Here is a 14,227-nt window from a genome sequence, read left to right on the forward strand (position 1 = left end):
CCTGCAGTCGCAGTGCGGACGGCGGTTGAAGTGCGCAAAGGCACGGTTCGGCTTGCAAACATCGTGCCTTCTACCGCCAAGCGAATTATAAGGGCGCGGCCGGCGACGCCTGACTGATCCTGCCGGTTTCGAGGGTATCATGCGGCGCTCGGCACGCTTCTTCACTGGTCTGGTTCTATCGCTCGCGCTCGGCTTGTGCGCAGCCGAGGCTGCCATGGCGCGTAATCTCGCGCTGGTCATCGGCAATAATTCCTACGCCAATGTCACGTCTCTCCAGAAGGCGGTCTCGGACGCCCGCGCCATCGCGGACCAGCTCGAAAAGCTCGGTTATGTGGTGAGGCGGGTCGAAAATGCCGATCAGCGCGGCATGAGCCGGGCTCTCGTCGCCTTCAACGCCGATATCCAGCCCGGCGACCGGGCGCTGTTCTACTATGCCGGCCATGGCTTCGAGATCGGCGGTACCAATTATCTGCTGCCCACCGACGTGCCTTCCGTCCAGGCCAACCAGCAAGACCTCATCCGCGACGCTTCCTTTTCGGTGGAGCGCGTGGTCGACGGGATCCGGGACAGGGGAGCCGGCGTTGCCGTGCTGGTGCTGGATGCCTGCCGCAACAATCCCTTCGCCAATGACCGCTCGCGTTCGGCATCGGCGACCCGTGGCCTTGCCCGTGTCGACGCGCCGGAGGGCGTCTTTGTCTTGATGTCGGCGGGAGCCAAGCAGGAGGCGCTCGATCGGCTGTCGGACCAGGATGGCAACCCCAATTCCGTGTTCACTCGCAGTTTCCTCGGCGAATTGTCGAAGCCCGGCCAGACCCTGGTCGAGATTGCCAAGAAAACGCAGGTCGATGTGCGCGCTCTGGCGGCCAGTGTCGGCCATGACCAGACGCCTGCCTATTACGATCAGGTCATCGGTGACGTCGTGCTGTCGGATGCGGCCGGTACCGCAGCGGAGCCCGGCCAGCAGGTCGCGATGGCCAGCCAGGCCGGACGGGCGGGCCCGAATATTCCCACCGAGATCAACACGGTCGGACGGACCGAGGCCGGCAAGGGCGTCTCCATCGGGCCCGGCGTGAAGCTCGGCCCGGGCGTCACCATCGGCGGCAAGGACGCCAAGATCGCCCTGCAGCACCCGGCCAATCCGCCCACGACCGATCCGGCCAAGGCCCTGAACGTCCAGCAAGGCGGCGCAGCGACGGGCCAGCAACTGGCCTTGGTCAGTCCGGATATCAAGCCGAGCCAACTGATGCAGCCCATCGGCCGCGCACCCATCGCCAGCTTCTCGCGCTCCAATGCCGGCTGGACTGTGACATTGTCCCTGCCCGAGCCGGCGACAGCCCTGTCGTACCGCATCGGCGAGGCTGGCGAATTCAAGGAGACCGGCCTGCTCGACGTTCTCGACCAGCGCACGGGTGGCCGCATGCCCAATCCGTCCTTCTCGATGTCGCCACGCGCCCAGGCTGGTATCGTCCAGGTGCGCTATCGCAGCATCGACGGAGCCGATGTCGGTCCCTTCTCGATTCGATTCGACCCGGATATCGCGCTCTACGAAGACCAGCGCCGCAATCTCACCTCGATCCAGGGCAGCTGGGTGGAGTTTCGCGACTTCAACGGCGTGCTGGTCTATTTCACCACGATGGTAAGCTATCGCTGCGCCGTCACCGAGGTGCGCTATGGCCTCAATGGCGCGCCGCCCCTGACCCGCTTCGACCTGCCAGTCTGCAATATGAAGGATCCCTATTCGATCCCCAACAATGCCAAGACCTATCTGAAGGTGCCCGGCAATACCAAGTCGATCAGCGTGCAGGTCACCTGGCGTGACGGCTCGCAGTCCGAGGTCAACACGGTGGAGAAGGATTGAAGCCGGAAGATTCGGGGAGCAAAGCGCAACTTGGTGGAATGGCCTCCTTATTCCAGCTCTTTGCTTCGACGTATCTTTGTGATTTGAAGTGATTCATTGAGATCACAAAACACGTCAGCATTGTTCGGTTCCATGACCTCCTCCACTCCCGTTCTTCCCGCCGGCTATTCCAGCGTGCCGCCCGGCATGCTTGCCAATGTGGTCACCTGTCTCGAGATGCGGCAAAGGCCCAGGCCGAAGCCGGCAAAGCCGCTCGAACGACCGCTGACCCTGGAGCGGATCGAGAAGCCTGAACTGGCCGACTACCGTGCCCTCTATCGGGCCGTCGGCGAGGATTGGCTGTGGTTTTCGCGCCTGGCCATGCCGGACGCCGAACTCAGGGCGATTCTGGAGCACCCCGATGTCGAAGTCTACGTGCTCGGCGGGCGCAAGCAGCAACTTGGCTTGCTCGAATTGGATTTCCGTCAACAGGGACAGTGCGAACTGGCCTTTTTCGGCCTGGTGCAGCAAGCCATCGGGCAGGGGGCCGGCCGTTTCCTGATGGACCAGGCCCTGGACAGGGCCTGGGCGAGGCCGATCGAGCGACTGTGGGTCCATACCTGCACTTTCGATCATCCTGGAGCGCTTGGCTTCTACCGCCGTTCGGGCTTCGTGCCCTTCGCCTTCGAGGTGGAGGTCTGCGCCGATCCGCGCCTGAGCGGATGCCTGCCGCGCGAGGCGGCGGCGCATGTGCCGCTGGCAGACTTCACCGGCTGATCATTCGTTATTTTGCCGGCGTCAGGCGCAGCAGACGTCCGTCCGAATCGTCCTCGATCAGCCAGAGCGCGCCATCGCGATCGACGGCGACGTCGCGGATGCGGGCGCCCATGTCCCAGCGATCTGCCTGGCGCGCGCCGTTCTTGCCATCGAAGGCGATGCGCACCAGCGCTTCGCCTCCGAGTGCGCCGATGAAGGCCGAACCCCGCCATTGCGGAAACAGCTTGCCCGAATGGAAGGCCAGGCCTGCCGGAGCAATGATCGGGGTCCAGTAGACAACCGGGGCTTCGAATTCCGGCCTGGTCCGGTGGCGGGGGATGGGAACGCCGCTGTAATTGTCGCCGTTGGAGACGATGGGCCAGCCATAATTCAGCCCCCGGCGGATCAGATTGAGCTCGTCGCCGCCGCGCGGCCCCATCTCGTTTTCCCACAGGCTGCCATCGGGGGCGAAGGCCAGGCCATAGGGATTGCGATGGCCGAGGCTCCAGATCTGCGCCCTGACGCCGCCCTGGGCGGCCATCGGATTGTCGGCGGGCGCGGAACCATCGAGATTGAGCCGGAGGATCTTGCCGAGATTGGTGTCGGCGTTCTGAGCCGTTTCCGGCTCCATGCGGTCGCCGGAACTGAGGAAGAGGTGGCGCCCATCGGGAGCGAAGGCGATGATGCCGCCGGGCTGGCCGCCGCCGCCCTTCGGCGAAGCACGCCAGATCACGTCAAGATCGCTCAGGCGCGCCTTTCCGTCTGCTTCGGTCAGCTTGGCCCGCGCCAAAGCGAGAGTGCCGCCGCCCGAGCTAGGCTCGACATAGCTGAGATAGACCAGCCCGTCTCGCGCAAAGCCGGGCGAAGCGGCAATGTCGAGCAGGCCGTTCTGGCCTCCGACCTGCGCACGTGGAACGCCGGCGATCTCGGTCTTGGCGCCCGCCGGCGTCACCAGGAATAGCCGCCCGCCCTTTTCCGTGACCAGCATGCGCCCGTCGGGCAGGAAAGCGATAGCCCAGGGCGTATCGAAACGTGCGATGGTCGTGGCCTTGAAAGGGCGGCTTGCCGAGGCGGGGCTGGTCGCTGCGTTCACTTCGGCGCGGGCCAGGCTCGGAAGGGCGGCTGCGCTTCCGATGATTGTGGCGGCCAGAGTGATTCGGACGGCATTGCGCATCGATGATTCCCCCTCAGGCTTGCGCATCCTGCCGGCGCGAACCCGGATTCATCAATCTCAGCCGATTGCGTCCTTCCAATGACCGGACGAGGTCGTCCGTCGACGGCGCCACGGACAGATGTCACCCTTGCGCAGGATGGCCTCGGCGCAGCGCAGGTTGAGCCAGGTCGCGGTCAGGAAGATCACGGCAAAGATCAGGCTCTGGGGCGACAGATCGATCATGGCCATGCCGCGCCGCGCCAATTGGATGGTGAAGGTTGCCGCGACCAGGGCCGAGAAGCCGGCGCCGATCGCGCTGAAGGCGAGGCGCAGCAACGGCCAGACGCTCGACGAGCGCCGACGCTCCCACAGAAGGAGCCCGAAATTGGTGAGCGGTGCCACCAGAAACACCGCCACGATCGGGCCGAAGAAGAGCAGAATCCATTCGAAATTGCACAGGAGTTCGCGGCAGGGCAGGCTGTCGATGTAGAGATAGACGCCCCAGTAGAACAAGGCGAGCACGATGCTCGCGAGCGCATAGGCCAGCAATCCGGTGGAGAAAGCCTTGGTCTGCGACGGCGTAGGAGAGGTCATGGTCCTGTCCTGCTGGCTTGCTCGAGATCATTTAAGTTAGTGAACGAACGCTAACTTAAATGATCTCGCGATCATCGTCAACCGCATTTGCTCTCCGCGCGAGGCGGAGAGAGGGCGGTGTGCGATCAGACACCAAGAGGCCTAAAGGATGAAAAGATCGCCGTCGCGGATCTCCGCCGCGGCATCTCACGCCGGGGCCGCCAGTTGCAGCAGGTCCCAGAGATTGCCGTACAGGTCCTCGAAAACAGCAACGGTGCCATAGGCCTCCACCCGCGGCTCCTCGTGAAATCGCACGCCACGCCCAAGATAGAGGCGATGATCGCGCCAGAAATCGTCGGTGTTGAGGAACAGGAAGACGCGGCCGCCCGTCTGATTGCCGATAGCCTCCGTCTGCGTGGGAGAGGCGGCCTTGGCGAGCAGCAGGCGGGTTTGGCCGGCGCCCGGCGGGGCAACAAGCAGCCAGCGCTTGCCGTCGCCGAGATCGCTGTCCTCGACCACGTCGAAGCCAAGCTTGCCGACATACCAATCCCTGGCCTCGTCATAGTCGCGGACGACCAGTGTGATTGCACCCAGATGCTGCGGCATCGTCTCTCCCTGTTTTGAAACGCCGGCCAGATCAGGCAGCCGGTACTGCAATTCTGCACATGTTTGGAATCTTGCTGGGCCGGACGGCCGCGACAATACGGCATCCCGATGTGGCGGTGAGAAAATTCACGTCGCTCTCGCGCTGTGGCACAACCCGTCCTGCGTGCCACATGCGGCCGCAGGCCCTCATCGGATCGCCCCTTTATGATCGTTCGCAAAAACCCGCAGGCATGGGAACTCTTTTTCATCATGCGCGGCTCCATCGTGCCGCAGATTTGGCCGCAAATGCTGGTGGTGGTGCTGATTTCGGTCGCGGTGACGCTGCTGGAAACCCGCGGCTTCATCCATGTGCCGCCGATCGCCGCCTTGCCCTTCTCCCTGATCGGCGTGGCGCTCTCGATCTTCTCGGCATTTCGCAACACTGCGAGCTATGACCGCTGGTGGGAGGCGCGCAAGATCCTGGGGGCGCTGGTGATCGATGCCAGGGGCCTTTCACGCCAGGCCCTTGCCTATCTTGCCGCCGAGCCGGCGGCGGCGCGGCGGCTGGCGCTTCTCGCCATCGCCTTTTGCGATCTGGTGCGCTGCCATTTGCGGGACGAGGCACCGGACGAGGCGGCGCTGCGCCATCTCGCTGCGGCCGATCGCGCAACCATCACCGCGAGCCGGCATGGGCCGAATCGCCTATTGCTACAGATGAGCCGCCTGGTTGGTGAAGTCCTCGACAAGGCACGGATCTCGGCGCAGATGGGGCAAATCCTCGAGGAACGAATCTCGGCGCTCTCAGCCGATCTCACCGCAGCCGAGCGCATCAAGCAGACGCCGCTGCCCTTCGCCTATTCCCTGCTGCTGCACCGCACCGCCTATCTGTTCTGTTTCCTGCTGCCCTTCGGGCTGGCTGACAGCATGGGGTTGTGGACGCCGGTGATCGCGGCCATCGTGTCCTATACCTTCTTCGGTCTCGACGTGCTCGGTGACGAACTGGTGGCACCTTTCGGCTCCACGCCGAACAGCCTGCCGGTGATGGCGATCTGCCGGACCATCGAAATCAACATTCTGGAAGATCTCGGCGAGACCGATCTGCCCGAGGCCCCCAAGCCCGTCGATTTCGTGTTGAGCTGAAAGGCTGTCCGGCAAGCTGCGATCCGCAGCTTGCCGCGCAAGGCTCACGAATGCTGGGGCGGATCCTGGTGCACGGTTTCGAGCTTGATTGCCGGCGGAGCTTCCTTGCTCTCTACCGCCTTGCCGCCGACGACCGAGCCGAGAAGACCCCCAAGGGACTGGCGCTCAGTGTAAAGCACGATGACGCAGGAGATTGCCAGCGGGATGAGCAGATAGAGCAGGCGGAACATCAGCAGAGCCGCAATGATCTCGGCCTTGGACTGGATCACTGCCGGATCGCTCGGATTGGCGCCAGCCGGCAGCATGATCAGCAGGAAGACGGCCTCGAACACGCCGACACCGCCCGGGGCGTTCGAGATCAGCCCGGCGCAGAACGAGGCCAGGAACATGCCCAGCACCATGAAGAAGCCGGGATTGAGCGAGTTGGGCAGGGCGAAATAGATGATGCCGGCGGCGCCGATGATTTCGATCGGCGCGGCGAAGAGCTGCCGGAAGGCGATGGTGGGCTTGGGATAGGCGATCTGCAGCGAGCGGATGCGCAGGGGCTTGAGATGCAGGATCGAGCCGGCCTGATAGAGCAGCACGAAGCCGAGCATGGCCAGACCCAGCATGAAGGCGGCGCTGGTGGGGAAGTGGAACAGGCGCGAGAGCAGCTCGGGCTCGCCCACCAGCACGATGCCGCCGAGGAACACGGCGCCATAGGCGAAGGTGAAGGCGCAGAATGCTGTGACGACGGCGACCTCGGCCGCGTTCAACCCCATCTTGGAATAGGCTCGGTAGCGCACCAGGCCGGAAGAGAGAACGGACACACCGATATTGTGCCCCAGGGCATAGGCGACGAAGGAGACGATCGAGACCACCGGCCAGGACAGTTTCTTGCCGACATGCATCAGGGCGATGCGGTCGTACCAAGCCAGGGCGGCGTAGGCCAAAGTGGTCGAGACGAAAGCCAGCAGGATCATCCACGGCCCACGATCGACCACGGCCTGCCAGACCTGGCCGACTTCGACGCCCTTGAGTTCCTTGGACAGGAGGTAGACCGAGAAAATGACGGCGGCGAGCCCGATGACCGGCCAAACATATTCGAGCTTGTTCTTCATCACATCCGTCTGGGTAAGGTTTCGAACCGGTTGCCGAAGCGTGTCGTTGCGCCATGTCCCGCCAAGCAAATCCCTTTTGATGGTGCCACGGGCGCCATCAAAAGGGATTTGCTTGTTATCGGGCATTTGCAGAGTTATGCGAAGAAGCCCATCCGAGGGCCTCTTCGCATAACTCTGCTGGTGCCATAAACAACGGGATCGTGTCGAAGACAAGACAACCGGATGATAACTGACGCAGAACAGTCACGCCGGAGACAGTCCTACTTTTAACGCAACTAACATGTATTTCCTTTTGAGGCGCGTTAACTCGCTGTAATTCATGCGTTGTCGGCAAAGCGCCACGAAGCTAGCATTCGATCAAATCGTTTTTCACTCGGACTGTTCCATGCTTGCACCACCGCCTTTCATGCTGACGACCGGGCCGGTTACGGCCTATCCGGCTGTGCTCAGCGCCATGGCGCGGCCCGCCGTCTATGACGGGCACCACGCTTTCCAGCAATTCTACCGCTCGGTGGTCGGCAAGCTGCAGGCTGCCTTGCGCCTTTCGAATCTGCCTTTGATCCTGCAGGGGGACGCACTGCTGGGGCTCGAGGCTGCCGCCGCCTCGCTGATCGGCCGCAAGGACGTCGTGCTCAACCTCGTTTCGGGCGTCTATGGCAAGGGCTATGCAGGGTGGGCGCGCCATTATGCCGGCGAGGTGATCGAGCTCGCGGTGCCGTTCGACGAGGCGATCGACCCGGATCGGGTGCGCGAGGCGCTGGCGGCGCGCCCCGATATTTCGATCATCACCGTCTGCCATCACGACACACCCTCGGGCACGCTCAATCCCCTGGCGGAAATCGGGCGCCTTGGCCGCGAGCACGGTGCCTATGTCATCGCCGATGCCGTTTCCTCTTTCGGCAGCCTGGACGTGCACCCGGAAGAGGCGGCGATCGACATTTTCGTCACCTCCGCCGCCAAATGCCTGGGGGCCACACCGGGCCTGAGCCTGCTCGCCGTCAGCGACCGGGCCTGGGAGAAAATCAAGGCCAATCCGGATGCCCCGCGCGCTTCTTTCCTGTCCTTGCTCGATTGGGAACTGGCGGCCGAAGTGGGGCGGGCGTTCCCGGTCACGCCGTCGCTGGCCGAGATTCATGGCCTCGACGCGGCGCTCGATCTCTATCTCCAGGAAGGACCCGAACGGGTCTGGGCCCGCCATGCCCGCACGGCGGCAGCAGCGCGGGCTGGACTGGAGGCCCTGGGCCTGAAGCTATGGCCGGCGCGCGAAGCGATCGCTGCGCCCTCCGCCACGGTCTTCCACGTGCCGGAAGGCATGGCAGACATCCGCTTGCGCGATACGCTGCTGGAGCGCTACGGCGTAATGCTGTCGCTCGGCCGTGGCGAGACGGCGGGCAAGGTGCTGCGCATTGGTCACATGGGGCCGGCAGCCGAGCCGATGCTGGCCGTGACAGCCATAGCCGCGCTCGGTGGTGCCCTTAATCATCTCTGCTGGCCGGCCGATGCGGGCACCGGGGTCAATGCCGCGCTTGCCATTCTCGAGCGGGCGTCATCCAATCACGCTGATTCGAAGGGCTCCTCCCGGGAGGTTGCACATGCCGATCCTGCTTAATCGCCGCTCCTTCCTGCTTGCCAGTGCCGGGATGGCCCTGGCGCTCGGATTGCCGCATCGCCTGCGAGCCGGCGAGGTGCCGGCCGGTCGCCTGACCGTTGCCGCCGATTCCGAGCCGACCAATCTCAATCCTGCCATCGTTGCTTCGAACGGCGTATTTTTCGTCGCCAGCAAGGTGATCGAGCCCTTGGCCGAGGCCGATTTCAACGGTCCGGACGGTCTGGCACCGAAGCTCGCCTTGTCTTGGGAGGGGGCGGCGGACGGCAAGGCCGTCACCTTCAAGCTGCGTCCGGATGTCAAATGGCATGACGGCAAGCCCTTCACGTCCGCCGATGTCGCTTTCTCCGCCCTGGAGGTGTGGAAGAAGCTGCAGAATCTCGGCCGCGTGGTGTTCAAGGATCTCGACAGCGTCGATACGCCCGATCCCCTGACGGCGATCCTGCGTTTTTCGGCGCCGACGCCCTTCCAGCTTATTCGCAACTGCCTGCCGGCCCTGACCTCGGTACTGCCCAAGCATGTCTTTGCCGGTAGCGACATCATGAAGAACCCGGCCAATGAGAAGCTCATCGGCACCGGGCCGTTCAAATTCGCCGAGCACAAGCCGGGCGAATATTATCTGCTCAAGCGCAACGAGGCCTATTGGGCCCAGGGCGAGCCGCACTTCAACGAGATCCTGTTCAAGGTGCTGTCTGATCGGCAGTCGGCCGGCGCGGCGCTCGAAGCCGGCGAGATCCAGCTTGCTGCTTTCTCGGCCGTGCCGCTGGCCGATCTCGACCGCATCTCCAAGGTGCCGGGCCTCAAGGTCTATGCCAATGGCTACGAGGCCCTGACCTATCAGATGATCGTCGAGATCAACCATACCCGCAAGGAACTGGCGGATCTGCGCGTACGCCAGGCCATCGCCCATGCGATCGACAAGGGCTTCGTGGTGCAGGCGATCTTCCGCGGCTATGCCACCGCAGCCACGGGTCCCGTGCCGCAGACCGACAAGACCTTCTACAACCCCGATGTCGAGCGCTATGAATTCGACCCGGCCAAGGCCGAGACCCTGCTCGACGAAGCCGGCTACAAGAAGGGCGCGGACGGTGTCCGTTTCCATCTCAAGCTGCTGCCGGCGCCCTTCTTCAACGAGACCGTGCAGTTCGGTGCCTATCTGCGACAGGCCTTGGCCAAGATCGGTATCGATGCCGAGATTGTCTCCAACGATTCGCCGGCCCATTTGAAGGCCGTCTATACCGACCACGCCTTCGATCTGGCTGTCGGAACGCCGGTCTACCGCCAGGACCCGGCGATCTCGACTACCATCCTGTTCCAGAGCGGCATCCCGGCTGGAGTGCCCTTCTCGAACCAGTATGGCTACGCCAATCCCAAGACCGATGCGCTGATCGCCTCGGCAGCGATCGAGATCGATCCCGAAAAGCGAGCGGAGCTCTATAAGCAGTTCCAGAAATTGGTGGTGGATGATCTCGCGCTCATCAATGTGGCTGAATTCTCCTTCATCACCGTGGCCAGCGAGAATTTGCAGAACGTCTCCAACAATCCGCGCTGGGCGGTGTCGTCCTGGGCGGATACCGCCTTGCCGGAGATGGCGCCGTGAATAGCCGCCCGTGATCTCGCGCTTACTTCGACGCCTGGGTGGGGCCGTCGTGGTTCTGCTCTTGGTCGTCATCGGCGCCTTCTTCATGCTCGAATCCGCGTCGGGCGATGCCGTCGATGCCTATGTCGCCGGTATCGGTGGTGCCGATGCGGCGAGGATCGCTGAACTGCGGAGCGAGTGGGGGCTGGACCAGGGGCCGGCCTTTCGGCTCAGGGCCTATTTGTCGGCCCTGGCGCAGGGCGATTTCGGCTGGTCGACCGCCTTTCAAAGGCCTGTGCTCGGCATTTTGCTCGAACGCTTGCCGGTGACCCTGATCACCATGGGTTCGGCGCTGGCGCTGGCTTTCCTGCTCGGCATCGTGCTCGGCTTCCTGGCGGGTACACGCCCGAATGGCTGGCTGGATCGCATTCTGTCGCTGAGCTCGCTCGCCCTCTACGCCATGCCCGGCTTCTGGCTCAGCCTGGTGCTGATCCTGGTATTTTCCGTGATGCTGCGCTGGCTCCCGGCCAGCGGCTTCGAGACGATGGCTTCCGGCAAGGCGGGCCTGGAACGGGCCAGGGACATCGCCTGGCATCTGGTGCTGCCCGTCAGTGCGCTCGGCCTGCTCTACATGACCCTGTTCCTGCGCCTGTTGCGGGATGGCATGGAGGAGGTCTGGCATGCCGATTTCATCCGGGCCGCAAGGGCTCGCGGCGTTTCCGGCTGGCGGCTGGCGCTGAACCATGTCGCCCGCAATGCTCTGGCGCCGGTGGTTACCATGCTCGGCTTGCAGTCCGCCTCCCTGCTGGGCGGCAGCGTGGTGGTGGAAAGCGTCTTCGCCATTCCCGGTTTCGGCCGCCTGGCGGCCGAGGCGGTCTCCCGCCGCGATACCCCGCTGCTGCTCGGCGTGGTGCTGTTCAGCGCCGTCGTCGTCATCGTCATGAATCTGCTGGCCGATCTCGTGCAGGCCTGGCTCGATCCGCGCATCGGCGCCAGCGAGCAGGTCGCATGACCATGCTGATGGCCATGCTGCGCAGGGGGAGGGGCGTGTCGGCCTGTTGTTACTCGCCGTGTTCGGCGTGCTGGCATTGACGGCGCCGGTGATCTTTCCGGGCGATCCGCTTGCCATCACCGCGCCGCCGCTGCTCCCGCCCTTCGCCGATGCAGCCCATCCCCTGGGAGCCGATCGCCTGGGTCGCGACATTGCCGCCGAGCTTGCCTGGGGCAGCCGCACCACGCTTCTCGTGGCACTTGCTTCGGCGCTGGCCTCCCTTCTGCTCGGCTGTCTCGTCGGCACGCTGGCCGGTTTTCTCGGCGGCTGGACCGATGACATATTGATGCGCCTGAGCGATGCCTTCCAGACGGTACCGGCCTTCCTGCTGGCCATGGCGCTGATCAGCGTGACCGGGCCGAGCCTGCCGGCCATCGTGCTGGCCGTCGCCGCCGGTGCCTGGCCTCAGCCAGCCCGCATCGCAAGGGCGGAAATTCGTTCCCTGCGTGAACGCGATTTCGTTGCTTCGGCCCGGGTTGCCGGCATGCATCCGCTCGCCATCGGCTTTCGGGAGATCCTGCCCAATGCCCTGCCGCCGGTGATCTCGCTCGCGGCGATCATCGCGGCAGCGGCGGTGCTGATCGAGGCCGCCCTGGCGTTCCTCGGTTTCGGCGACCCCAACAGGCCGAGCTGGGGCAGCATGGTGGCCGAGGGGCGTTCCCTGCTGCGTAGCGCACCATCGCTGTCGCTGGTGCCGGGCCTCGCTCTCGTTGTGATGGTGCTGGCGATCCATCTTACGGGGCGAGGTTATGCCAAGGCGCTGCGCGTGAGGGAGCCGGCGGCATGAAGCTTTTCTCCCTCCGCGGCTTCGGCGTCTCCTATCGCGATCGCGCCGGCATGCAGCCGGCCTTGCAGGGCATCGACCTCGACATCGAGGCCGGACGGCATCTGGCCCTGCTGGGGGAAAGCGGATCTGGCAAGTCGACCTTGGCATCCGCCCTCGCGGGACTGCTGCCGGCCAATGCGGTGAGCACCGGCAGGTTGACCCGGCCGGGCTTTGCGTCTGAACCGCGTCCCGGACGCGATATCGGCATGGTCTTCCAGGATCCCGGTGGGAGCCTCGATCCGCTGATCCGGGTGGGCAACCAGATTGCCGAGGCGCGCCGAGCCTGCCGGGGAGGAAGCCGCGCGGACGCGCTGGCGTTGGCGAGGGACTGGCTCGAACGGGTGGCTTTGCCCGAGCCTGACACCGCATCCCGTAAATACCCCCACCAGTTTTCCGGTGGTCAGAAGCAGCGCATCGCCCTCGCCGCGGCGCTGGTCAGCGAGCCCATCGTGCTGATCGCGGACGAACCGACCAGCGCACTCGATTCGATCACCCAGCACGCCATCGTCGAGCTGCTTCGCACACTGATGGCGGCAAGCGGGCTCACCCTGGTCTTCGTCACCCATGACATCGCTTTGGCCTCCCAATTGGCCGATGATGTCGCCGTGCTCTACCAGGGCCGCCTGGTCGAAGCCGGTCCGGCGGAACGGTTGTTCCGGGCGCCAGCCCACCCTTATCTCAAGGCCTTGTTGCAGACCCGCCGGGAACTTGGGTATCAGGAACTTGGGCATCGGGAAGCCGGAGTTTCCCGCTCGCGCCGTTTTGCCGAAATCGATCCCTCGAATTTTGCCGTGAGGATCCCGCAGGCGACGGGAGATGCCGGCCATGGCTGATACCCTGCTTGAAGTCGAGGCGCTGCACAGCAGCGTCCACGGACCGGGCGGCCGGCACGTCATCTTGAATGGCGTGGACCTGGCCATCGCGCCGGGCGAGATCGTCGGCCTGGCGGGAGGCTCCGGGGCTGGCAAGACCAGCCTGGCCCGGGCGATTCTGAGGCTGAAGCCGGTCGATTCCGGTTCCATCCGTTTCGAAGGACACGAGATCACGCATCTTGCCGGCGCGGCACTGCGCCGTATCAGGCCGCGGCTGCAGATGGTGTTCCAGGAATCGCTGGCCGCCTTCAATCCGCGCGCCCGGGTCGGGCGCGTCATCGGCGATCCCCTGCGGATCTGGCACGCGCTGTCACGCGAACAGGAGAGGCGACGTATCCTGGCGTTGATGGATCGGGTCGGTTTGTCGGAACGGCTGCTTGGCCGTTTCCCTCATGAGCTGTCCGGCGGCCAGCGCCAACGTGTTGCCATCGCCCGGGCCCTGGCGACGGATCCGGCCCTGATCATTCTGGATGAACCGGTCTCGGCGCTCGACGTGGCTGTAAGGGCGCAGATCCTCAATTTGTTGCTCGACATACGGGAGGGTGGCGGCACGGCGCTTTTGTTCATCGCTCATGATCTGGCGGTGATGGCGGCCTTGTGCGACCGGCTCTGCGTGATGGATGCCGGGCGGATCGTCGAGGCCGGTCCGCCCGGCCAGCTTGTTGCGGCGCCGCAGAGCGAAACGACCCGTTTGCTGGTCGCTGCGGCGCCCAAAATGAGATTCTGAAAATTTTTCTGCCGAAGCTGAGCCGATTCTGATCTGAATTTGGCGCGCCGGGCTGGCTTCGACTGGAATTTATCCACAGAGCGCAGGAAATCTTTGATGCGCCGCAATATGGTAAATTATTCCTGATTGGGCCTCCAGATGCAGAAAATCGGGTGTTTCAATGAGGTTTCGATAGGGATGCGGGTCAGCTCCTGTCCTGTCCCGATTTGGTCACATGACGATTTTGCAAAAATCCGCAAAAGGGGGCGTTGACATAGGCGTCTTGTGGCCTCTATACAGCGGCCATCGACGGACGGCGTTGCCGCGGATTGAGCGGCGGCGCTGGCGTGTCGCTTCACGGACAAGGAGCTCTGGCTTAACCGGCCGATTGGCGGGGGTAGCGGAGTGTTCGCTGAAGGTTGGGGGACGTAGGGTTTCCCATT

Annotated in this window: 13 protein-coding genes; 9 read left to right on the forward strand and 4 right to left on the reverse strand. The window is 64.1% G+C overall.

Annotated elements, in window-relative coordinates; translation table 11 throughout:
* Positions 1-139: 139 nt before the first annotated feature.
* Positions 140-1,858 carry a caspase family protein gene (locus tag ACR9ZN_RS08750; RefSeq protein ID WP_434959779.1) on the forward strand — a complete coding sequence of 573 codons (1,719 nt, stop codon included), beginning with the start codon at positions 140-142 and terminating at the stop codon, positions 1,856-1,858.
* 132 nt (positions 1,859-1,990) lie between these two features.
* Positions 1,991-2,614 (forward strand): GNAT family N-acetyltransferase, encoded by a 624-nt coding sequence (locus ACR9ZN_RS08755; protein ID WP_481271914.1) that lies wholly within the window; start codon positions 1,991-1,993, stop codon positions 2,612-2,614.
* A 7-nt stretch (positions 2,615-2,621) separates the two neighbouring features.
* Here ACR9ZN_RS08755 and ACR9ZN_RS08760 read toward each other — a convergent pair whose 3' ends face one another.
* The 3 genes from ACR9ZN_RS08760 to ACR9ZN_RS08770 all read right to left on the reverse strand — a co-directional run bounded on the left by ACR9ZN_RS08760 (position 2,622) and on the right by ACR9ZN_RS08770 (position 4,925).
* A complete protein-coding gene (locus ACR9ZN_RS08760) occupies positions 2,622-3,767 on the reverse strand; it encodes a PQQ-dependent sugar dehydrogenase (RefSeq protein ID WP_481271915.1) in 1,146 nt (381 codons plus the stop codon).
* 57 nt (positions 3,768-3,824) lie between these two features.
* Positions 3,825-4,340, reverse strand: a complete 516-nt coding sequence (locus ACR9ZN_RS08765) for a hypothetical protein (protein WP_481271916.1) — start codon at positions 4,338-4,340, stop codon at positions 3,825-3,827.
* A gap of 186 nt (positions 4,341-4,526) precedes the next feature.
* A complete protein-coding gene (locus tag ACR9ZN_RS08770) occupies positions 4,527-4,925 on the reverse strand; it encodes a VOC family protein (protein WP_481271917.1) in 399 nt (132 codons plus the stop codon).
* 204 nt (positions 4,926-5,129) lie between these two features.
* Here ACR9ZN_RS08770 and ACR9ZN_RS08775 point away from each other — a divergent pair, with 204 nt between their 5' ends.
* Positions 5,130-6,044: a bestrophin family protein gene (locus ACR9ZN_RS08775; protein WP_481271918.1), complete on the forward strand. Its 915-nt coding sequence runs from the start codon at positions 5,130-5,132 to the stop codon at positions 6,042-6,044.
* A 44-nt stretch (positions 6,045-6,088) separates the two neighbouring features.
* Here the strand turns inward: ACR9ZN_RS08775 and ACR9ZN_RS08780 are convergent, their stop codons facing one another.
* Positions 6,089-7,144 (reverse strand): lysylphosphatidylglycerol synthase domain-containing protein, encoded by a 1,056-nt coding sequence (locus tag ACR9ZN_RS08780; RefSeq protein ID WP_481271919.1) that lies wholly within the window; start codon positions 7,142-7,144, stop codon positions 6,089-6,091.
* 385 nt (positions 7,145-7,529) lie between these two features.
* Here ACR9ZN_RS08780 and ppaT point away from each other — a divergent pair, with 385 nt between their 5' ends.
* The 6 genes from ppaT to ACR9ZN_RS08810 are packed head-to-tail and all read left to right on the forward strand — an operon-like array spanning position 7,530 to position 13,805.
* On the forward strand, positions 7,530-8,753 hold the full coding sequence (gene ppaT, locus ACR9ZN_RS08785; protein ID WP_454819013.1) for a pyridoxamine--pyruvate transaminase: 1,224 nt from the start codon (positions 7,530-7,532) through the stop codon (positions 8,751-8,753).
* Positions 8,737-10,350, forward strand: coding sequence for an ABC transporter substrate-binding protein (locus ACR9ZN_RS08790; protein ID WP_481271920.1), 1,614 nt, complete (start codon positions 8,737-8,739; stop codon positions 10,348-10,350). The genes ppaT and ACR9ZN_RS08790 overlap by 17 nt, the downstream gene beginning before the upstream one ends.
* Before the next feature lie 10 nt (positions 10,351-10,360).
* Positions 10,361-11,341: an ABC transporter permease gene (locus ACR9ZN_RS08795; protein ID WP_481271921.1), complete on the forward strand. Its 981-nt coding sequence runs from the start codon at positions 10,361-10,363 to the stop codon at positions 11,339-11,341.
* Positions 11,342-11,387: 46 nt separating this feature from the next.
* A complete protein-coding gene (locus ACR9ZN_RS08800) occupies positions 11,388-12,167 on the forward strand; it encodes an ABC transporter permease (RefSeq protein WP_481271922.1) in 780 nt (259 codons plus the stop codon).
* Positions 12,164-13,039, forward strand: a complete 876-nt coding sequence (locus ACR9ZN_RS08805) for an ABC transporter ATP-binding protein (RefSeq protein ID WP_481271923.1) — start codon at positions 12,164-12,166, stop codon at positions 13,037-13,039. Before ACR9ZN_RS08800 ends, ACR9ZN_RS08805 begins: the two co-directional genes overlap by 4 nt.
* A complete protein-coding gene (locus tag ACR9ZN_RS08810) occupies positions 13,032-13,805 on the forward strand; it encodes an ABC transporter ATP-binding protein (protein ID WP_454819003.1) in 774 nt (257 codons plus the stop codon). Before ACR9ZN_RS08805 ends, ACR9ZN_RS08810 begins: the two co-directional genes overlap by 8 nt.
* Positions 13,806-14,227 lie beyond the last annotated feature (422 nt).

Source organism: Labrys sp. HAY1-8F, from assembly GCF_056754975.1.